The sequence below is a fragment of the Nocardioides sp. L-11A genome (assembly GCA_029961745.1).
Classification (GTDB): Bacteria; Actinomycetota; Actinomycetes; order Propionibacteriales; family Nocardioidaceae; genus Nocardioides.
In genome coordinates this window covers 4,898,484-4,919,210 of the sequence record CP124680.1, presented here as the reverse complement: position 1 = coordinate 4,919,210, position 20,727 = coordinate 4,898,484, and the positions used below count along the sequence as shown (strand labels likewise).

Genomic DNA, 20,727 nt, shown 5'->3' with positions numbered 1-20,727 from the left:
CATGCCGGACCCGACCTTCGACGAGGAGCTGGAGCGCCGCCTCCGCCTCCTCGAGGACCCTGCCTCGTCCGAGCAGGTCCTCGACGACCTCCCCGGGCGCGACGTCGCCCTCGCCGCGCTCGGCCTGGCCGTGCTCGCCGTCGTCCTGCTGATCTGGGGGTATCCGCGATGACCGCGCCGCAGGCGACCTCTCACGCCTCCGACGTCGGCGCGGGGGAGAGCGACCTCCCGCTGCTCCGCGCCGAGCGGATCTGGAACCTCCGCCGGTTCTCGGGCATGAACGTGAGCCTGGCGATCGCCACCTGGGCCTTCCTCCAGGGTGGAGCCGTCGCGCTCTATGTCGGGGCCGAGGCCGCCATCGCCGCCATCGTGATCGGCTACGGCATCAGCACCCTGCTGGTGGCGCTCGCGCCCTGCGTGCCGGGCGCGAAGTACGGCGTGGAGATGTACACCGGCCTGCGCAGCGTCTTCGGCGTCGTCGGCGCCAAGGTGGTCATGCTGGTGATGACGGTGCTGGTGATGGCGGCCTGGACCGCGCTCCTCGGCATCATGTTCGGGCACGCCGTCGCCAATGTGATGGACGAGATCGCCGACACCAGCCTGGCGACGTCCAGCGTCGCGATCGCGGTCTTCGCCCTGATCGCCGTGGCCGTCGCCTGGGTGCTGCTGGTCGGTGGCCCGGAGCGGGTCGGCAAGGTCGGCAATATCGCGGCGCCGGTGATGATCGTGATCACCCTCGGCATGCTGGTGCTGATCTTCGCGCGCACCTCGTGGTCGGAGATCGCGGGTGCGGCGCCGCTCTATCCGATGGAGGACCAGCACCTGGCGTTCATGCTGGCGGTCGAGCTCAACGTCGCCGGTGGTCTGGCGTGGTACCCGATGATCGGGAACCTGGCGCGGCTGACCGATACTCCCCGCGCCTCCTTCTGGTCCAACGCCTTCGGCCTCTTCGCCGCCTCCTCGGTCGCGGCCGTGGTGGGAGTCTTCGCCGCTCTGGCGCTGGGCTCCGACGACCCGACGGTGTGGATGATCCCCCTCGGTGGGGCCGTCATGGGCGTCGCCGTGCTCGCGTTCATCGCCTTCGCCAACCTGACCAGCATGGTCGCGGAGGCCTACTCCGGCATCTCGGCGATCATCGGTGTGAGCAAGAAGGTGCGCAGCATCGCCTGGCCGGTGCTGAGCGCGGTCTTCCTGGTGCCTGTGGTGGTGATCTGCCTCTTCCCGGAGTCGGTCTACAACAACTACGGACGGTTCCTGAGCTGGGTGGCGATCCTGGTGGCGCCGATGTGCGGCGTCCAGGTCGTCGACTACTTCGTGCTGCGCCGGGCCCGGCTGAGCCTGCGTGACCTCTACCTGCCGCCGCAGCAGTCGGCGTACGGCTTCTGGGGTGGGTGGAACTGGGTCGCGTTCGTCGCGGTCGCGCTCGGTGCCCTCACCTATGTCGCGCTGCTGCACCCAGTCAACTACGAGCCCAACAGCGGCTTCGAGTACGTCGGTGCGTCGATCCCGGCGCTGGTCGTGGCGGGCGCCGTGCACTGGCTGGGCACCCACCTCGTCGTACGCCGGAGCGGTCGCGGCGGCTACCGGGACGAGCGGGTCGGCTGAGCGCGTCGGGAACGGGTCCCCGCTGGGCGTTGACCGGCGGGGCCGCTTCCTCCTAGTATTTAACTGACGAGTCAATCAATAAAGGGAGAATCGTGCAGACCCCCACCGACCGGACGCGCCTCGGCGACCTCCGATCGTTCCGTGACCCCCGCTCGGTCGCTGTCGTCGGCGCCTCCGACGACCCTGCCAAGTGGGGCTACTGGATCGCCCAGGGCGCCCTCCTGGGAGCGCACCGCCGCGCCGTGTGGCTGGTCAACCGGTCCGCCGGCACGGTGCAGGGACAGCCGGCGCACACGTCCGTCGCGGCGCTGCCGGGCACGCCCGAGCTCGTCGTCCTGTGCGTGCCGGCCGCGCACGTCGAGGCCGTCGTCGAGGAGAGCCTCGAGCGCGGAGTGCGGGCCTTCCTCGCGATCACCGCGGGTGTCGCCGCCGACGACCGGCTCCGCGAGCGGCTCGCCGCCGCGGGCGCCCGCCTGGTCGGCCCCAACAGCCTCGGCCTGTTCGACGCCGACACCGACCTGCAGCTGGCCTGGGGGCACTTCACCCCCGGGCGGATCGGGATCGTCTCCCAGAGCGGCCAGCTCGGCTCGGAGATCGCGAACCTCGCGGCCCGGGCCGGACTCGGCGTCTCGCGGTTCGTCTCGGTCGGCAACCAGTACGACGTCCGCGCGCCCGAGCTGCTCGAGGACCTCATCGACCACGACGCCACGCGGATCGTCGCGCTCTACCTGGAGAGCTTCGCCGGAGGCGACGACCTGGTCGGGATCCTGCGGCGGCTGCGCGCCGCGGGCAAGCACACCTTGGTGCTGGCCACCGGCGCCAGCGAGGGCAGCAAGCGCCTCGCGGCCAGCCACACCGGCTCGATGACCTCGGCGATCGACGTCGTCGACGCCGCATGCCGGGCCGCCGGGGCGGTGCGGGTGACCACACCGACCGAACTGGTCGAGGTGGCCCGTTTCCTGTCCGTGGCCGAGGCGCCGGCAGGTGTCCGGGTCGCGGTCGTCAGCGACAGCGGGGGGCAGGGCGGCGTCGCCGCCGACGTCGCCGGCGCGCTCGGGCTGGACACCCCGGTCTTCTCCGCCGCGCTCCAGGCCGATCTCGCCGGCCTGCTGCCCGCGGGCGCGTCGGTCGCCAACCCGATCGACCTCGCCGGCGCCGGCGAGGCCGACCTGATGACCTATGCCGTGCTCTGCGAGCGGCTGGTCGCCTCCGGCGAGGTCGACGCCGTGCTGCTGTCGGGCTACCTCGGCTGCTACGGCGAGGACACGCCCGCCCTGCTCGACCAGGAGCTCGCCGTCGTCGACCGGCTCGCCCGGATGGCCCAGGACTCCCACGTCCCGCTCGTCGTGCACACGATGAGCGCCGGCTCCGGCGCGGTCGCGCGGATGTGGGAGCACGACATCCCGACCTACCCCGCCGTCGAGTCGGCACTGCGAGCGGTGGCCCGCGCGCACCACCTCGCGGCGTACCCGGGTCGTGACCTCGACCGACCCGCGTCGCGCGACCTCGGCGCCCGGCCCGGCTACTGGGCCGCGCGCGACCTGCTCGGCCGGATCGGCGTCCCGCTGCCGCCCGGCGTCCTCGTCGGCACGGTGGGCGAGGCCCGGGCCGCGGCCGGCGTGCTGCGCGCGCCGTACGTGCTCAAGGCCGGCTGGCTCGCCCACAAGAGCGAGCATGGCGGCGTGGTGCTGGGGCTTGGCTCGGCCGACGATCTCGCCGGTGCGTTCGCCGAGATGCACGGTCGACTCGGCGACGGCGAGTACGTCGTCGAGGAGCAGGACCGGCGCGGGGACGTCGTCGAATTCCTCGTCGGCGCCCGCCGCGACCGCGACTTCGGGCCGCTCGTCACCGTCGGCGCCGGAGGCACCGAGGCCGAGCTGTGGCGCGACGTCCGCACCGAGCTCGCCCCCGTCGACCGGGCCACGGCGACCGCGATGGTCGACGCCCTGCGCAGCCGCCCGCTGCTCGCCGGCTGGCGCGGCCGGCCCGCGGTCGACGTCGATGCCCTGGTCGACGTGATCGTGGCCGCCGGCGCGGCCCTCGCCGCCGACCCGGGCGTCGCCGAACTGGAGATCAACCCGGTGCGGGTCTCGCCGGCCGGGCTGCTCGCCGTCGACGGTCTCGTCGCCGCACGTGACGAGGAGGCGGGACGATGAGCACGAGCTGGTCGCGTGACGACGCGCTCGTCGGCGGACGCTGGATCCGGCCGGGATCGGTGATCGAGGTCGAGAACCCCGCGACCGGCGCGCTCGTCGGCTCCGGTGCCCGTTGCGGACGGGCCGAGGTCGACCTGGCCGTGGCCGCGGCCCGCGCGGCCCACGGCGACTGGTCCGCGCTCACTCCGGCGGCCCGCGCCGACCACCTCGATGCGCTCGTCGCCGAGCTCCGCGCCCGGCGCGACGAGCTGGTCGCGATGACCGTCGCCGAGGTCGGCGCCCCGGTCACGGTCGCGGCGACCTGGCACGTCGACGTGTCCCTCGACATCCTCGCCTCCGCGGCGCGGCACGCCCGCACCCATCCGTTCGTCCAGGAGCACGGCGCTCTCGTCCTGCACCGCCGCTCGGCGGGCGTGGCCGCGCTGATCACGCCCTGGAACTACCCGCTCTACCAGCTCGCGGCCAAGGCCGGCTCGGCCCTGGCCGCCGGCTGCACGGTGGTGCACAAGCCCTCCGAGCTGACGCCGCTGTCGGCGTACGCCTTCGCGGAGGCTGCGATGCGCGCCGGGTTGCCCGCCGGGGTCGTCAACCTGGTGCCCGGCACCGGTGCCGAGGTGGGTGTGCCGCTGGTCGCCGACGACCGGGTCGACGTCGTCTCCTTCACCGGCTCGACCACGGTCGGCCGCCGGGTCGCGGCGTCGGCGGTCGACCATCTGGCCCGGGTCACCCTCGAGCTCGGCGGCAAGTCCGCCAGCATCGTGTGCGACGACGCCGACCTGGACAGCGCGGTGCGCTGGTCGGTCGACGCCTGCATGCTCAACTCCGGGCAGACCTGCAGCGCCTGGACCCGGCTGCTGGTCCCGTCCGACCGGCTCGACGAGGCCGTCGCGATCGCGGCCGCCCGGGCCGACGAGCTGGTCGTCGGCGACCCGACCGACCCGGCCACCGAGCTGGGCCCGCTGATCAGCGCCGACCAGCACGCGAAGGTCGCGGCCGTGGTCTCCGGCGCCGTCGCCCGCGGCGCCCGGGTCGCGACCCGGGTCACCGATGTGCCCTCAGGCGGCCACTACCTGCGCCCGGTCGTGCTCGCCGATCTGCCCGTCGACGACCCCGCCAGCCAGCAGGAGATCTTCGGCCCGGTCCTCGTCGTCCACCCCTACGCCGACGACGAGGACGCGCTGCGCATCGCCAACGGCACCGTGTACGGCCTGTCCGGCGCGGTGTGGTCCGCCGACCGCGACCGGGCCCGGCGCCTGGCCGCCCGGTTCGACGCCGGCCAGGTCTTCGTCAACGAGGCCGACTACGACGTCGAGGCGCCCTTCGGCGGCTGGAAGCACTCCGGTTCCGGCCGCGAGTTCGGCGTCGAGGGCCTCCTCGAGTTCACCGAGCTCACCGTCGTCCACCTCTGATCCCGCCCCACCCCACCAGGAGAAGCCATGCCCCAGCCCAACGTCGAGTACTGGCCGCTGACCCAGGAGCAGCGCGACATCGTCGAGCTCTGCACCACCTTTGCCGCCGAGGAGATCCGGCCCCGCGGGCGCGAGGTCGACGAGGCCGACGTGGTGTCGCCGGTCGACATCTTCGAGAAGGCCGCGAAGGTCGGCATCACCGACTTCATGCTCCCCGAGGAGTACGGCGGCGGTGGGTTCACCGACGTCTTCACCCAGTGTCTGGTCCAGGAGGTGCTGTGCTGGGGCGACCCCGGCATCGGCAACTTCGTGTGCTCCAACGGCTTCTTCGCCGACCCCCTGCTCGCGCTCGGCACCGAGGAGCAGAAGGAGCGCTGGCTGCGTCCGCTGACCGGGGAGGAGCCGCGCTACACCGCGCTCGCCACCACCGAGCCGGGCTCCGGCTCCGACGCCGCCTCGATCGTCACCCGCGCCGACAAGGTGCCGGGCGGCTACGAGATCACCGGCCAGAAGGCGTGGATCTCCAATGCCGGCCTGGCCGACCAGTACGTCGTCTTCGCCAAGACCGACCCGAGCCAGCGCTCCCGCGGCGTCACCGCCTTCCTGTTCACCAAGGACACGCCCGGCGTCACCTTCGGCGAGCCGATGAAGAAGATGGGCCAGCGCGCGATCGTGTGCCGGGAGATCTTCTTCGACAAGGCGTTCATCCCCGAGGAGAACCGGCTCGGCGACGAGGGCCAGGGGTTCATCGGCCTCATGAAGACCTTCGACGTCTCCCGCGTCGTCCTGGCCGCCGCCGCGACCGGCGCCGCGCGCGCGGCGTACGAGTTCGCGCTGGACTACGCGCGCACCCGCACCCAGTTCGGCAGGCCGATCATCGAGCACCAGGCGGTCGCCTTCCGGCTCGCCGACATGGCCACCCGGATCGAGTCGGCCTGGCTGATGACGCTCCACGCCGCCCGGCGCCTCGACGCCGGCCACGACGTGAACGGGTTGGCCGCGATGGCGAAGCTGCAGGCGTCGGAGACCGCGATGTTCGTGACCCACGCGGCCGTGCAGACCCTGGGCGGCTGGGGCTACTCGCGCGAGTACCCGGTCGAGCAGTGGATGCGCGACGTCAAGCTGGAGGAGATCGAGGAGGGGACCTCGGACATCATGCGCCTGGTCATCTCCCGCAACCTCTGACCGACCGCCCCCACGACCCACCCGACGCAGAGGAGAGCCCCCATGATCCGTACCCCCTTCACCGAGATGTTCGGCGTCGAGCACCCGCTGGTGTGCGGCGGCATGACCGGACTGGGCACCGCCGAGCTGATCGCCCCGGTCGCGCAGGCCGGTGCGCTGGGCTTCCTGACGGCACTCACCCAGCCGACGCCCGAGGCGCTGGTCGCCGAGATCGCGCGCACCCGCGAGCTGACCGACCGGCCCTTCGGCGTGAACCTGACGATCCTGCCCACCCGCGACCCGGTGCCGTACGACGAGTACCGCGCCGCCATCGTCGAGTCGGGGGTGCGGGTGGTGGAGACCGCCGGATCGAGTCCGGAGCCGCACCTGCCGGACTTCCAGGCGGCCGGCATCAAGGTGATCCACAAGGCGACCAGCGTGCGGCACGCGCTCTCCGCGCAGCGCAAGGGCGTCGACGCGATCAGCATCGACGGCTTCGAGTGCGCCGGGCACCCGGGCGAGGACGACGTGCCCGGACTGATCCTCATCCCGGCGGCGGCCCGGGCGCTCGACATCCCGGTCATCGCCTCGGGCGGGCTGGCGACCGGGGCGGGCCTGGTCGCCGCCCTCGCGCTCGGTGCCTGCGCGGCCAACATGGGCACCCGGTTCATGGCCACCGACGAGGCGCCGATCCACGCCAACGTCAAGCAGCAGCTGGTCGCCAACGACGAGCGCGACACCGTGCTGGTGTTCCGCGAGTTCCGCAACACCGCGCGGGTCGCGCGCAACGCGATCTCCGAGAAGATCAAGGAGATCGGCGCCCGGCCGGGAGCGACCTTCGCCGACGTCGCCGACCTCGCGTCCGGCGTCCGCGGCCGCGAGCGGGTCCTCGCCGAGGGCGACCTCGAGGACGGCATGTGGTGGGCCGGGCAGGCGCAGGGGCTGATCCACGAGGTGGCGCCGGTCGCCGAGGTGGTCGCCACGATCATGGCCGACGCCGAGGAACTGCTCGATACGACGCTGCCGAGGCTGGTCCGGTGAGCGCGCGGCGCACCGGCTGGGTCTGGCATGAGCTCTACGGCTGGCACGACACCGGTCGTGCGGCCGGCTATGTGCTGGGCGCGCCCGGTGTGCAGCCGTACGGGCACTTCGAGTCCGCGGAGTCGAAGACCCGGTTCGCCTCGCTGGTCGAGGTGAGCGGGCTGCGCGAGCACCTGGTCGACGTCCGGCCGCGGGCGGCCGCGGAGGAGGACCTGCTCCGTGTGCACACCGAGGCGCACGTGCGCTCCATGCAGGAGCAGAGCCGGCGGCGTGAGGGCGGCGACATGGGCGACGGCACCTCGCCGTTCGGCTGGAACGGCTACGAGGTGGCCGCACTCGCGGCCGGCGGCACGGTGCACGCGGTCCGGGCGGTGCTCGACGGCACGGTCGACAACGCCTACGCCCTCGTGCGGCCGCCGGGCCACCACGCCGTCGCCGACCGGGGGATGGGCTTCTGCATGTTCGCCAATGTCGCGGTCGCGATCGAGCACGCCCGCGCGTACTACGGGCTGCGCCGGTTCGCGGTGGTCGACTGGGACGTGCACCACGGCAACGGCACGGAATCGATCTTCCTCGACGACCCGGACGTGCTGACGATCTCGCTGCACCAGGACGGCAACTACCCCGCCGACACCGGCGCGATCGAGGACCGCGGCCGTGGCGACGCGCTCGGCACCGCGGTCAACGTGCCGCTGCCGCCGGGATCGGGCAACGGCGCCTACCTGGCGGCCTTCGACCAGGTCGTCGTGCCGGCGGTCGAGGCGTTCGCGCCGGAGCTGATCGTGGTGGCCTGCGGCTTCGACGCCTGCAACGCCGACCCGCTCGCGACCATGATGGTGACCTCGTCGACGTACCGCACGATGACGGCCGGCCTGGTCGCCCTGGCCGACCGGGTCTGCGCGGGGCGACTGGTGATGAGTCACGAGGGCGGCTACTCGCCGATCTACGTGCCCTTCTGCGGCCTGGCCGTGGTCGAGGCGCTCAGCGGGCGCGACACCGGGATCGCCGATCCCTTCGAGCCGGACTGGATCGGCTGGCCGGGCCAGGAGGTCCAGCCGCACCAGCAGGCGGTGATCGACCGCGCCCGCGCCCTGCTCGGTCCGGGGGCGAGCAGGTGAGCGGCGCGCTGCCCGCCCGGGCGTCGGTGGTCGTGGTCGGGGCGGGTTACGCCGGACTCACCGCGGCGCTCGCGCTGCGCGACGCCGGGGTCGACGTGGTCGTCCTCGAGGCGGCGGACCGGCCCGGGGGCCGGGTCTGGTCGGTGCCACACCCGCGGGCGCACGCCGTCGACCACGGCGGGCAGTGGGTCGGCCCGACGCAGACCCGCCTGCTGGCACTGGCCGACCGCTTCGGCTGCGCGCGCTTCCCGACCCACGACGAGGGCTCGCACCTCGAGCTGTGGCACGACGGCACCCTCCACGAGGGCACGTCGGAGCGGGACTCGACGGCCCCGGGACACGCGGAGTACGCCGCCGCCGTCGCCGACATCGAGGCGCTGGCCGCGCGGGTGGAGCTCGACGATCCGGCCGCGACGCCGGACGCCGAGCGGCTCGACGCCACCACCGTCGCCTCCTGGCTCGACGGCGTGCCCGAGGTCGCCCGGCCCCGGCTCGCACTCGCCGTCCAGGGCGTCTGGGCCGTCGAGCCACGGGACCTCTCCCTGCTCCACCTGGCGTTCTACGTCGCCTCGGCAGGTGGCTGGGACCAGCTGATGCGCACCCGCGGTCACGCCCAGGACCAGCGCTTCGTGGATGGCGCGCAGGCGCCGGCGCTCGCGATGGCGGCGCATCTCGGCGACCGGGTGCACCTGAGCACGCCGGTGCGCGCCGTGCGCGACGGCCTCGTCGAGACAGACCGGGGCACGGTCCGGGCCGAGCGGGTGGTCGTCGCCACCACGCCGCCGGCAGCCCGGGCGATCGTCTTCGAGCCGCCGCTCCCGGCGCCGCGGCGGCGCTGGCTCGAGCGCAGCGTGATGGGTGACGTCGCCAAGATCCACGTGGTCTACGACCGGCCCTTCTGGCGCGCCGACGGGCGTTCGGGCCAGGCATCCCTCTACACCGCGCACGACCTGCCCGGTGTCGTCTTCGACAACTCCCCGGCCGACGGCGCCTGCGGCGTCCTCGTCGCCTTCGTCTACGGCGACCGGCTGCGCACCTGGGCGGCCCTCGCTCCCGAGCGGCAGCGCGCCGCGCTGCTGGACACGCTCGGCCGGCTCTTCGGCGCTGCGGCCACCCGGCCGACGGACCTGCTCGTGCAGGACTGGGTCGCCGACCCGTGGGCGGGCGGCGCCTACGCCGCGGTGCCCGCTCCCGGCGCGTGGATCGAGTACGGCGAGCACGGCTGGCGTGCGCCGTCCGGCACGGTCCACTGGGCAGGCAGTGAGACGTCGAGCCTCTGGCACGGCTACATCGACGGCGCGATCCGATCCGGGGAGCGCGCCGCGGCCGAGGTGCTCGCCGCCCTCGACCATCCCGCACGAGGACAGGAGGACAGCTGATGCGCGTCGCCGCCGTCCAGCACCCGTCGGTCTTCGGGGACCGGGCCGCCGCCGTCGAGCGCTGCGCCGCCCTGGTCGCCGAGGCGGCCGCCGCCGGCGCCGAGCTGGTGGCCTTCCCCGAGACCTGGCTCGGGGGCTACCCGGCCTGGTGCTTCGGCGCCGCCGCCTGGGAGGACCCGTTGGGTCGCCGGCTCTACCGGCAGCTGCTGGACTCCAGCGTTCTCGTCGGCGGCGCCGACGACCAGCTCGGCCCGGTGCGGGACGCGGCCCGGGAGGGCTCCGTGGTCGTCGTGCTCGGGCTCAACGAGCTGGCTGGACCGGGCTCGGGCACCGTCTACAACAGCCAGGTGGTCATCGACAGCGACGGCACGCTGGTCAACCACCACCGCAAGCTCGTCCCGACGTCCACGGAGAAGAACGTGTGGTCGCCGGGCGACGCCGCCGGGCTGCGGGTGGTCACCACCGGCGCCGGCCGGGTCGGTGGCCTGATCTGCTGGGAGCACTGGAACCCGCTGGCCCGCCAGGTCCTCCACGCGGGTCACGAGGACGTCCACGTCGCCGCGTGGCCGGACCTCGCGGAGGCGCACGAGCTCGCCAGCCGGACCTACGCGATCGAGGGCCGCTGCTATGTCATCGTCGCGGCCAACGTGGCCCGGGTCGAGGACGTCCCGGAGGAGATGCGCGCGGCCTTCCGGCAGGGCCTCGACCCCGGTGACCCCGGTGACCCCGGTGACCCCGGTGACGTCTTGTTCGACGGCGGGTCCGGCGTGATCGGCCCCGACGGCGCCTGGCTGGTCGGGCCGGAGCGGGGCACGGTCGGACTGGTGCTCGCCGACATCGAGCCGGCCTCACTGGGGGAGTGGCGGTTCACGGCCGACGTGGCGGGGCACTACCAGCGTCCCGACGTCTTCCAGCTCCGGGTCGACGCCGCGCGGCGCCCCAGTGGCGCGGTGACCTATGTCGAGGACGTCAGCTCGGCGCCAGGAGCACGCTGAAGGTGAGGGCGGCGTTGCCGCTGGCGTCCGCGGTGGCGGTGAGTCCGCCCTGGGCCCCGGCGGGCACCGGGCCGGCGCTGTCGCCGAGGACGGCGGTGATGTGGCCGCCTCCGCTGCTGGAGGCCGTCGAACGGGAGGCGACGCCCCCCGGCAGGGTCCAGGCCGTCCCGTCGCTGGTCTTCTCGGCCCAGTAGCTGACCAGCCAGTGCGCGCCGTCCGGCGCCTCGACCGCGGGCGTGACCTGGGCGGCGCCGCTGCTGGTGCGAACCGCGAGGGCGCTGGCGGAGACCGCGGTAGCGCCACGGTAGGCGACGAGCGTCAGCACGCTCTTCGCGTAGGCGTCGGAGGTGACCGTGACCGTGCTGCCGGCATCGGCCGCGGTGGCGACCCGGCTGTAGAGCCGGCCCACCGCCTTCGTCCCGGCGCTGGCGGACTCGAGCGGGGTCCAGCCCGCCGGGCCGGTGTACCCCGGGGCGGTGGTGTTGGCGACGAAGAAGGCGAGCAGCAGGTCGCCGGGCTGCACGGACGCGGGAACGGTCGCCGTGTGGGCGATCCGGTTCCCGCTGGTCGAGGTCGCGGCGACGACCGCCGTCGCGGTGCCGCCCTGCGAGGGCTGGGCGATGCGGGTCGTCGTCCCGGTCGCGTCGCCGTCGTCGGTGACCGTGAGGGTGACCGAGACGGCGCCACCGGTCGCATAGGTGTGACTCGTGGTCGGGCCACCCGTCCCGCTCTGGCCGTCGCCGAAGCTCCAGGCGTAGTCGGTGATCGAGCCGCCGCCCGTGTCGCTCGATCCGCCGGCGTCGAAGGAGCAGGTGAGGCCGGTGCAGGAGACGCTGAAGGACGCCGTCGGCGGGTCGTTCACCGGGGGTGCGACAGGCGGGCCCTGGTAGAGGAACATCGCCCGTGAGGCCCAGCCGCTGCCGGCGGCCGGGAGCGTGGTGGCGGTCCCGGCGACCGCGCCGTGGACCCCCCAGTCGGCTCGGCTGAGGGAGCCGTTGCTGGAGGCGAACCACAGCCTGCCGTCCGCGACGAAGGCGCCGCGCATGGCGCTGTAGCTCACGCCGGCCACCGCCGGAACCGAGAAGAGCTGCTGTCCGATCACGCCGGACTCCGGCTCGAAGCCGCGTCGGTAGAGCTGGTTCGAGCCCGACTTGGTGAAGTAGATCCAGCCACGGTCGTAGAACAGGCTGGTGATCGCGGGGATGTCGCCGTTGTGCCAGTCGTCCTGATAGACGAGCTGGTCGGCGGCGTTGACCGTGGTCGCCGGGCCGTAGGTCGTGCCGTCGAAGGTGCGCCGGGTCAGGGTCCGGTTGGCGTAGGCCGTGTAGAGGTCGCCGTTCACCATGAAGGCGCCGACCGTCGTACCCCAGCCGGTGTCGTTCGGGGCGTCGGAGGCCGCGGTCACCTGGGTTCCGTCGAAGTCGCGCCGCAGCAGCTGCGACTGACCACCGGCCACCCGGAAGACGGTGCCCGGCAGCGTCCCGTCCTGCCGGGGCGGCAGCGCCGAGCCGGAGGCCAGGGGCACGAAGGCGATCCGGCGGTGCGTCTCGCCGGCGAACACGTCCGTGTCGGAGCCGACGAACAGCCCCTCCGGGGTGGCGATCATGTCCCGGACGCCGGCACCCAGCGTGCGGGTCGGGTTCCAGGAGTACGGCATGCCGGTATGGGTGCTGAGCGCCGCGATGCCCGGCCTCGACACCGCGCCCTCGTCCGCAGCGTCGCCGCGCGCCGGGTTGTTCTGCCAGCGCATGTGCCCCCCGGTGTAGACGACGTCGTCGGTGACCTCGACCGTCCAGGTCGTGTCGCCGCCCGTGTACGCCGTCCACGTGGGCCGCACGTTCGTGCCGCTGGCGCCGGACTCGAACCGGGCCACGACGTCGCAGCCGCTGGTGCCGGCCATGCTGCCGCTGTAGCCGCCGTACGCGCCGGTGGTGGAGACCACGAAGAAGCTGCCGTCGGGGGAGAACTCGACGTCGGTCATGTAGGTCTCGAAGGACGCGCTGCAGGCCGACTCGAACTGCGTCGTGTAGTACGGCGCGAGCGCGAGCGCCCCGCCCGCGATGTCGAAGACGGCGAACTGGTGGCGCTTGGCGCCGTTGACGGTGTCGAAGTTGCCGATCGCCACGAGACGTCCGTTGCCCGGATCGGTCGCGATCTTCTGCACATTCGTCGTGGTGCCGCGGTGCACGCCCGCGAGAACGGCCGTGTAGTACGGGTCGCGGGCGCCGCTCGTGGCGTCGAGGGTGCCGAGGCCGCGGCTGGGCTGGCCCTGCAGGTGGGTGAACTTCCCGGCGACCCAGAGCCGGTTCCCTGTCACCGACACGTCGCGGACCTGGCCGTTGATCGTGCCCGGCTGGAAGGCGGCGACGCGGTTGCCGGTGGCGACGCTGGCCTTGTAGAGACGGCTGACGGCGAGGCTCGCTCCGCCGGACGTCACGCTGGTGAACGCGCCGCCGACATAGACCGAGGCTCCGTCGGATGCCGGCTCGAGGGTGTAGACGCGGTCGTTCGGGTTCGGCGCGAAGGTCGTGCTGACCTGGCCGGTGAAGGCGTCGAAGGCGAACAGGTTCCGCCGAGGCAGGTCGGTGGAGCTGCCCGCGTTACGGACCCGGGTGAAGGTGCCGCCCACGACGATCGTGTTGCCGACCCGGGTCATCGTGAACACGTCCCCGTCCATGACGTGCGGCGTGAACGACACGGGGTCGTCGTCGACGATGCGACCCGGCTGCGGTGCCGGGTTGCCCGTGTCGGCCGCCTGGGCCGGTGGTGCCGCCCCGGCGAGCATGGCCCCGACGAGGGCGCCGACGGAGAGCAGGGAGCACAACGTTCTGCGGGCGATCACCCACACATCCGACCTGTTTCCCGCGGTGGGCGAATGACCCTTATTGGTGAATTCCCAGTCGGAACGGGAGCTGCGGTGTCAGGCCGAGCGCGACGGACTCGCGGATCTGATCGGCGAGCTGGTCGAGGTCAACGGGCCGGGCCTCTCGACGCTGAGCAGTCTCGGCCACTGACGGAGCGGCTCAGGGGGATGGCCGAGCGGGTCGTGGCGGTGGAGTTGACTCCGTCCGGGGGTGATCGCAGCCGACAACATCCGTGAACAAACCGCGACAAGGCCCCGCGGGGTGGTGGGCTTTTGAGGTGGTCCTCAGTGCCTACGTGTCGCTGCTCTCGATGGCTGCGACCGGGTCGGTATCGCTGGTGTCGTCGATCTTGGCCATCGACCCCTCGGACAGGTAGCGCCGGTCTCCGGCGATCCACTCGTCGCGCATGTCGATCAGCACCGCGCCGACCAGCCGGAGGACCGCCGCGGCGTTGGGAAAGAGGTCCACGACCTGGGAGCGGCGCTTGATCTCCTTGTTGACCCGCTCGAGCGGGCTGGTTGACCAGATCTTGCGCCAGTGCTCGCGTGGGAACGAGGTGAATACCAGCACCTTGGCCTTGGGTCTGGAGTGCGTCGCGGGGTCGGCGACTGCCCCGGACGGCTCAGTCCTCGAAGCAGGGCGATCTGCTCAGCGCCCAGGGCAGCGTGGCGTGCTCGGCTGCGCGTCGGTCCAGCGCGGCCGCGACCTCCTCGGGCCACGGCGCGGAGCGGCGGGTGGCCATCGTGACGTGCACGAAGGCGGCCTCCATGGCGAAGCAGACCGTGTGCCGGTGGTGGTCGAGCAGGTAGCCGACGAGTCGTCCCGATCGCGGTCCGCGGGCGACCAGCCGGTGGTGGAAGGTCAGCTCGGTGCCGACGGACACCTCGCTGAGGAAGTGCAGGTGCTGGTCGACGGTGAAGACGCCGTGCCCGGCAGTGGTCGGCCAGTCGCGCGGGATCCCGAGGCCGTCGAGTGCCTCCTCGACGCCCTCGACGCAGGTGGTCAGGTAGCGGGTCGCGCTCATGTGGCCGTTGGCGTCCTGGAACTCCGTCGGCACGTGCAGGCGCAGCGTCTCGGGCAGGGCCGCGACCTCCTCGAACGCGGGTACGACGAAGCCCGCGGTCGGGGGTCCGGTCACCGGCCGGCGACGGCGGGGTCGCCCAGGCTGCCCTCGGCGACGCCGGCACGGAGCTCGACCTTGCGGATCTTGCCCGACGGGGTCATCGGGAGCTCGTCGACGAAGTACCAGAAGCGCGGCGTCTTGAAGGGGGCGAGCGACGTACGGCACACGGCGTGGAGCTCGTCGACGGGCGGGGGAGTGCCGTGCGGCCGGATCACCGCCGCGACCTGCTCGCCCCAGTGGGTATCGGGGATGCCGATCACGGCTACCTCGGCGACGCCGGGGTGGTGGACGAGCAGCTCCTCGATCTCGAGCGGATGGATGTTCTCGCCGCCCCGGATGATGATGTCCTTGATCCGGCCGGCGATCTGCAGGTAGCCGCGCCCGTCCATGGTCCCGACGTCGCCGCTGCGGAGCCAGCCGTCGCGGTCGATGGTCGCGGCGGTCGCGTCGTCCATCCGGAAGTACTCGCGCATCGCCTGGTAGCCGCGCGCGCAGATCTCACCGGACCCGCCGATCGGCACCGGCTCGCCGGTGACCGGGTCGGCGATCTTGACCTCGACGTGGGCGAGTGGGATGCCGAGGGTCGTGGCCTGGTCCTCGGGGGTGTCCGTCGGCAGGGTCTGGGTCAGCACGCCGTGCATCTCGGCCTGTCCGAACAGGATCGAGAAGTCGCAGCCCACGATCTCCTTGGTACGGCGGACCAGGTCCTCAGGCACCTTGGCGCCACCGCACATGATCGTGCGCATGCTCGACAGGTCCCGTGCGGGCCGCTCGGGGTGGTCGAGGAGGGCCAGCAGGATCGTGGGCACGGTGACGATCAGGTTGCCGCGCTCGCTCTCGATCAGGTCGAGCACCAGCCCCGGCTCGAACTGCGGTACGACGACCTGCCGGCCGCGGCGGGCGAGGGTGCCGACGCTGCCCAGCACGCCACCGCCGGTGTGGAAGAGGGGGATCGGGTTGATCCAGCAGTCGCCGTCGCGGAAGTTCGCGCGCTCGGCCGAGAGGCGGGAGGCGTTGACGACGCCACGGTGGTGGAGCAGTGCGCCCTTCGCGAAGCCGGTCGTGCCGGAGGTGTAGATGATCATGCAGTCGTCATCGGGGGAGATCTCGGGGAAGTCGCGCCGCCCGGTGCCGCTGGCGAGGAAGCGATCCCAGTCGGCGAAGCGGATGACGTGGCGCACCCGCGGCACGGACGGCACGGCGCGGGCGACCAGGTCGGTCATCGACACTCCGCGGTGCTCGTCGCCGTGCACGATCCCCGACACGTCGGCCTGCTCGAGCACGTAGCTGAGCTCGTCGATGCGGTACTGCGGGTTGACCGTCACCACCACGATCCCGGCCAGCGCGGCGCCGTACTGGAGCATCACCCACTCGGGCCGATTGATCTCCCAGATCGCCACCCGCTCGCCCGGCTCGAACCGGGTGAGGAGGGCGTCGGCGACCTGCTCGGCGATGGCGAGCAGCTCGGCGTACGTCCAGCGGCGCCGGTCGGCGGGGTCGGTCGCCCCGTCCACGAGTGCGACCCGGTCGGGCGCGGTCGCCGCCGCTCGGCGGAGCAGCTCGCCGACCGTCGTGTGGTCGAGCGCGACGCTCGCGTCGGCGGGCCAGTAGCTGACGGCGAGCGGTTCGTCGGTCGCGATCACCGCGGTGGCGTTGGTGCAGCTCATGGCCTCGGTCCCTCTCGTGTGGTCGCCAGTATCGGGGCTGGACGGCCGATGTGATGTGCGTCATCATAGGCCGAGAATGAACTTGACGTCAATGTCAGATCCGGCTTACGGTGCCGATGTGAGCGACCACCTTCAGCCCGACGCCGGGGCATCGGCGAGCGAGCTCGAGCGGCGCCTGGCCGCAGCCACGCCGCAGCCGCGTGGCACCCGCAGTCACACCGCGCTCGGCCGGGCCCAGCTGCTGTGCGACGCCGACTCGTTCGTCCCGACCGGCCTGCTGCGCCAGAGCACCAGCCGCCAGGCCGACAAGCTGTACGACGGCGACGGCGTCGTCACCGGCTTCGGAGCCATCGAGGGGCGGACCGTCGCCGTCGCGAGCCATGAGTTCTCCCACGGCGGCGGATCGATCGGGTCCGGCTTCGCCGCGAAGGTCGCGGCCCTCCAGGACCGGGCGATCGAGCTGCGGGTCCCGATCGTCTACCTGAACGACTCCGGTGGCGCGCGGATCAACGAGGGCATCGACTCGCTCGACGGCTGTGGCCAGATCTTCCGCCGCAACGTGCGGGCCAAGGGACTGGTGCCCCAGATCTCGGTGATCCTCGGCCCCTGCGCCGGCGCCGCGGCCTACTCGCCGGCACTCACCGACTGGACGATCATGGTCCGCGAGACCAGCCACATGTTCCTGACCGGGCCCGACGTCGTGCGCGCGGCGATCGGCGAGGAGGTGTCCTCGGCCGACCTCGGCGGCGCCGAGCTGCACACCATCCGCAGCGGCGTCGCCCATCTGGCTGTCGACACCGAGGAGGACGCCTTCGCGGAGGTACGACGGCTGCTGTCCTTCCTGCCCGCCCACGCCGCGGCGGACCTCCCACTCGCTGCGACCGAGGAACCGGCGCCGGCGGACGTGCGCGTCCTGGGAGGCATCGTCCCGCGCCGCGGCAGCGAGGTGTTCGACATGCGCCGGCTGGTCCGCGCGGTCGTCGACGGCGGGGAGCCCTTCGAGATCATGCCGGCCTACGGCCCGAGCGTGATCACCGCGTTCGCACGCCTCGGCGGCGTCCCGGTCGGGATCGTGGCGTCGCAGCCGGACCGGCGCGGCGGCATCCTCGAGATCCCCAGCTCCCGGAAGATCGCGCGGTTCGTGCGCTTCTGCGGCCGGTTCCACCTCCCGGTCGTCACGCTGGTCGACGTCCCGGGGTTCATGCCAGGCACCGGCCAGGAGGGCGGCGGCATCATCACCGAGGGGGCCGAGGTACTCGACGCCTATGTCGGCGCGGAGAGCCCGCGGCTGACCGTGGTCGTGCGCAAGGCGTACGGCGGCGCGTTCATCGCGATGGGCTCGAAGTCCCTGGGCGCCGACTTCTCCTGGGCCTACCCCGACTCCGAGCTCGCGGTGATGGGCCCGGGTGGAGCGGTCAACATCCTGCACCGCCGTGAGCTGGCGGCGGCCGAGGACCCGGCGGCCCTGCGTGCCCAGCTGGCCGACGAGTACCGCGAGACCGTGACCCGGCCGTTCGCGGCCGCGGAGGCGGGGATCATCGACGACATCATCCGGCCCGAGGACACCCGGGCCACGCTGGTGGCCGCACTGCGGCTGTGGCACCCGTCCGCGGCCGTCGCGGCGCCCGCCGCGACCCCGGCCCGGCTGGTCGAGCCGCGGGAGGACTCCGCGGCGACCTCGCGGACGGGGGCGGCATGACCGTCTTCGCCTCACGCGCCGAGCTGCTCGCCGGAGCGGGGACCGAGCTCGGGACCTCCGCCTGGACGGTGATCGACCAGGACCGGATCGACCTGTTCGCCGACGCGACCGGCGACCACCAGTGGATCCACGTCGACCCCGAGCGGGCGGCGGCCGGGCCGTTCGGGCGCACCATCGCCCACGGCTACCTGTCGCTGTCCTACCTGGCGGGCCTTCTCGACCAGCTCCTCGGCGTCCCGACCGCGTCGATGGGCATCAACTACGGCCTCGACAAGGTCCGGTTCCCGACGCCGGTGCCCGTCGACAGCCGAGTCCGCTGCCACGCCCGGCTCGCGGAGGTCGTCGAGACGGGCGACGGCGGCATCCAGGTCGGCCTCGACCTCACCGTCGAGGTCGACGGCACCGACCGGCCGGCGTGCGTGGCACGGATGCTCGCCCGCTTCTACTTCGCGGAGGACGCGTGATCCCGCTCGACGAGTTCTGTGCCGAGGCGGAGGCGTTCCTCGCGGGCAGCGGCCTGGCGCGTCGTACCGACGAGGAGAAGGTCGTCTGGGGCGAGGGCGAGCTCGACGTGTCGGTCTTCCACGACCTCGGCTTCGCCGAGGAGTCGGCGCTGATCGAGGAGCTCAAGGACTGGCAGCGCCGCAAGTTCCAGGCGGGCTTCGGTGCGATCACCTGGGAGCCGGAGTACGGCGGCCGCGGGCTCGCCGCCGAGTACCTCGACGCCTATGACGAGCTCGAGCTGCGCTACCGGACTCCCCGTCCGCACGAGACCTTCTCGGTCACCCAGCACCTGATCGCCCCGACGGTGCGCCTCTTCGGCACCGACGCGATGCGGGCCGACCTGGTCCCGGCGTTCCTGCGCGGCGAGCAGATCTGCTGCCAGCTGTTCTCCGAGCCGTCCGCGGGGTCCGACCTTGCCGCGCTGGGCACCCGCGCCGTCCGGGAGGACGACGCGTGGGTCGTCAACGGGCAGAAGGTGTGGAGCTCGGGCGCGCAGTTCGCCGACTGGGGCGAGCTGATCTGCCGCACCGACCCCACGCTGCCGAAGCACGCGGGGATGACGGCGTTCATGATCCCGATGGACTGGCCGGGGGTGGAGGTCCGCCCACTGCGCCAGATGTCGGGTGGAACCAGCTTCAACGAGGTGTTCCTGACCGATGTGCGGCTGCCCGACGAGTACCGCATCGGCGAGGTCGGCCAGGGGTGGGAGGTCGCGCTGACCACGCTCGGCTTCGAGCGACAGGCGGCCAACAACAACGCCCACGTCGGGGGCAACTGGCGCCAGCTGCTCGCCGCCGCGCAATGGGCAGGAGTCCTCGACGACCCGTTCGTCCGCCAGGACCTCGCCCGCGCGATGGTCAGCGAGCGCCTCGGTGCCGTCGCCGTCGCCCGCGACCAGGCGGCCCGTGAGAGCGGCCGTCCGATGGGCGCGATCGGCTCGGTGCGGATGATGCAGTGGGTCGGGCGGATGCTCGACGTCACCGCCGCTGCCCGCCGGATCCTGGGACCCCGGCTGGTCGTCGACGACGGCGAGTGGGGCACCTACGTCTGGGGGCAGCACGTGCTCGGCGCCCCGGGCTATCGCATCGCCGGTGGCTCCGACGAGATCCAGCGCACGATCATCGCCGAGCGCTGGCTCGGCATGCCGCCCGAGCCGCGGGCGGACAAGGACACCCCCTGGAAGGACCTGCCCCGGTGACGACCGAACCGAACCCCTCCCTCTCTCTTCTCGGCAAGGTCGCGCTCGTGACCGGCGGCAGTCGCGGCCTCGGCCGGGCCATGGTCCGCGGTCTGGCCGAGGCCGGCGCCGACGTCGTGATCACCAGCCGCAAGCTCGAGGACTGCCGCGCCCTGGCCACCGAGATCGAGCAGGACCACGGCCGCCGCGCCCTGCCCCTCGCCCTCCACGTCGGCCACTGGGACGAGATCGACGCGGTCGTCGAGACCGTGTACGCCGAGCTGGGCCGGATCGACGTGCTGATCAACAACGCGGGGCTGGCGCCGACGTACCCGAGCCTCGACCAGGTCAGCGAGGAGCTCTTCGACAAGGTCGTCGGCGTCAACCTCAAGGGCCCGTTCCGACTCAGCGCGCTCGTCGCGGCCCGGATGGCCCGGGGCGACGGCGGCTCGATCATCAACATCAGCAGCAGCGCGGCCGTGCGGCCGATGACCAGCGACCTGCCGTACGCCGCCGCGAAGGGCGGGCTGAACGTGCTGACCGCGGGCTTCGCGCAGGCCTACGGCCCGAAGGTGCGGGTCAACACGATCATGGCCGGCCCGTTCCTCACCGACATGGCGCGCGGCTGGGACCTGGACGCACTGGCCGGCGACCTCGCGCACTACCCGATGCGCCGGGCCGGCGACCCGGCCGAGGTCGTGGGCGCCGCCCTCTACTTCGCGAGCGACGCGTCGTCGTACACGACCGGGGCGGTGCTGCCGGTCGACGGCGGCCGCGGAGTCGTCAGCTTCGGCTCGGCCTGAGCGCATCCCATCCCGGAAGGAGA

17 protein-coding genes and 1 pseudogene are annotated in these 20,727 nt (G+C 72.9%); 14 read left to right on the top strand and 4 right to left on the bottom strand.

The features are described from left to right. Nucleotide 1 precedes the first annotated feature (1 nt). The 9 genes from QJ852_23540 (at nucleotide 2) to QJ852_23500 (ending at nucleotide 10,867) form a co-directional block, all read left to right on the top strand. Nucleotides 2-172, top strand: coding sequence for a hypothetical protein (locus QJ852_23540; protein WGX96111.1), 171 nt, complete (start codon nucleotides 2-4; stop codon nucleotides 170-172). Next, complete coding sequence (locus QJ852_23535; GenBank protein WGX96110.1) at nucleotides 169-1,605, top strand: cytosine permease; 1,437 nt, start codon at nucleotides 169-171, stop codon at nucleotides 1,603-1,605. Before QJ852_23540 ends, QJ852_23535 begins: the two co-directional genes overlap by 4 nt. A gap of 92 nt (nucleotides 1,606-1,697) precedes the next feature. Beyond that, nucleotides 1,698-3,761 carry an acetate--CoA ligase family protein gene (locus QJ852_23530; protein ID WGX96109.1) on the top strand — a complete coding sequence of 688 codons (2,064 nt, stop codon included), beginning with the start codon at nucleotides 1,698-1,700 and terminating at the stop codon, nucleotides 3,759-3,761. Next, nucleotides 3,758-5,170: an aldehyde dehydrogenase family protein gene (locus tag QJ852_23525; protein ID WGX96108.1), complete on the top strand. Its 1,413-nt coding sequence runs from the start codon at nucleotides 3,758-3,760 to the stop codon at nucleotides 5,168-5,170. Before QJ852_23530 ends, QJ852_23525 begins: the two co-directional genes overlap by 4 nt. Before the next feature lie 27 nt (nucleotides 5,171-5,197). Then, nucleotides 5,198-6,355: an acyl-CoA dehydrogenase family protein gene (locus tag QJ852_23520; protein ID WGX96107.1), complete on the top strand. Its 1,158-nt coding sequence runs from the start codon at nucleotides 5,198-5,200 to the stop codon at nucleotides 6,353-6,355. A gap of 42 nt (nucleotides 6,356-6,397) precedes the next feature. After that, the gene (locus QJ852_23515) at nucleotides 6,398-7,375 is read left to right on the top strand and encodes a nitronate monooxygenase family protein (GenBank protein WGX96106.1); all 978 of its coding nucleotides are present in this window, start codon (nucleotides 6,398-6,400) and stop codon (nucleotides 7,373-7,375) included. Then, a complete protein-coding gene (locus QJ852_23510) occupies nucleotides 7,372-8,493 on the top strand; it encodes a class II histone deacetylase (GenBank protein WGX96105.1) in 1,122 nt (373 codons plus the stop codon). Before QJ852_23515 ends, QJ852_23510 begins: the two co-directional genes overlap by 4 nt. After that, on the top strand, nucleotides 8,490-9,872 hold the full coding sequence (locus QJ852_23505; GenBank protein WGX96104.1) for an FAD-dependent oxidoreductase: 1,383 nt from the start codon (nucleotides 8,490-8,492) through the stop codon (nucleotides 9,870-9,872). The genes QJ852_23510 and QJ852_23505 overlap by 4 nt, the downstream gene beginning before the upstream one ends. After that, complete coding sequence (locus tag QJ852_23500) at nucleotides 9,872-10,867, top strand: carbon-nitrogen hydrolase family protein (GenBank protein ID WGX96103.1); 996 nt, start codon at nucleotides 9,872-9,874, stop codon at nucleotides 10,865-10,867. The genes QJ852_23505 and QJ852_23500 overlap by 1 nt, the downstream gene beginning before the upstream one ends. Here the strand turns inward: QJ852_23500 and QJ852_23495 are convergent. Further along, on the bottom strand, nucleotides 10,842-13,709 hold the full coding sequence (locus QJ852_23495; protein WGX96102.1) for a PKD domain-containing protein: 2,868 nt from the start codon (nucleotides 13,707-13,709) through the stop codon (nucleotides 10,842-10,844). The two genes, QJ852_23500 and QJ852_23495, sit on opposite strands and share 26 nt — an antisense overlap. Nucleotides 13,710-13,755: 46 nt before the next feature. On the opposite strand from QJ852_23495, the gene QJ852_23490 reads away from it, so the two are divergent. Further along, complete coding sequence (locus QJ852_23490; protein ID WGX96101.1) at nucleotides 13,756-13,881, top strand: hypothetical protein; 126 nt, start codon at nucleotides 13,756-13,758, stop codon at nucleotides 13,879-13,881. A 141-nt stretch (nucleotides 13,882-14,022) separates the two neighbouring features. Here the strand turns inward: QJ852_23490 and QJ852_23485 are convergent. The 3 genes and pseudogenes from QJ852_23485 to QJ852_23475 all read right to left on the bottom strand — a co-directional run bounded on the left by QJ852_23485 (nucleotide 14,023) and on the right by QJ852_23475 (nucleotide 16,521). Further along, nucleotides 14,023-14,298 (bottom strand): annotated as a pseudogene (locus QJ852_23485) (transposase). Nucleotides 14,299-14,353: 55 nt separating this feature from the next. Further along, nucleotides 14,354-14,869, bottom strand: coding sequence for a thioesterase family protein (locus tag QJ852_23480; protein WGX96100.1), 516 nt, complete (start codon nucleotides 14,867-14,869; stop codon nucleotides 14,354-14,356). Further along, nucleotides 14,866-16,521 (bottom strand): AMP-binding protein, encoded by a 1,656-nt coding sequence (locus QJ852_23475; GenBank protein ID WGX96099.1) that lies wholly within the window; start codon nucleotides 16,519-16,521, stop codon nucleotides 14,866-14,868. Before QJ852_23475 ends, QJ852_23480 begins: the two co-directional genes overlap by 4 nt. Nucleotides 16,522-16,639: 118 nt before the next feature. Between QJ852_23475 and QJ852_23470 the strand changes: the two genes are divergently transcribed. The 4 genes from QJ852_23470 to QJ852_23455 are packed head-to-tail and all read left to right on the top strand — an operon-like array spanning nucleotide 16,640 to nucleotide 20,704. Continuing rightward, the gene (locus QJ852_23470) at nucleotides 16,640-18,220 is read left to right on the top strand and encodes an acyl-CoA carboxylase subunit beta (GenBank protein WGX96098.1); all 1,581 of its coding nucleotides are present in this window, start codon (nucleotides 16,640-16,642) and stop codon (nucleotides 18,218-18,220) included. Beyond that, a complete protein-coding gene (locus tag QJ852_23465; GenBank protein ID WGX96097.1) occupies nucleotides 18,217-18,684 on the top strand; it encodes a MaoC family dehydratase in 468 nt (155 codons plus the stop codon). The genes QJ852_23470 and QJ852_23465 overlap by 4 nt, the downstream gene beginning before the upstream one ends. Beyond that, a complete protein-coding gene (locus QJ852_23460; protein ID WGX96096.1) occupies nucleotides 18,681-19,922 on the top strand; it encodes an acyl-CoA dehydrogenase family protein in 1,242 nt (413 codons plus the stop codon). Before QJ852_23465 ends, QJ852_23460 begins: the two co-directional genes overlap by 4 nt. Next, nucleotides 19,919-20,704 carry an SDR family oxidoreductase gene (locus tag QJ852_23455; protein ID WGX96095.1) on the top strand — a complete coding sequence of 262 codons (786 nt, stop codon included), beginning with the start codon at nucleotides 19,919-19,921 and terminating at the stop codon, nucleotides 20,702-20,704. The genes QJ852_23460 and QJ852_23455 overlap by 4 nt, the downstream gene beginning before the upstream one ends. Nucleotides 20,705-20,727: the final 23 nt, after the last annotated feature.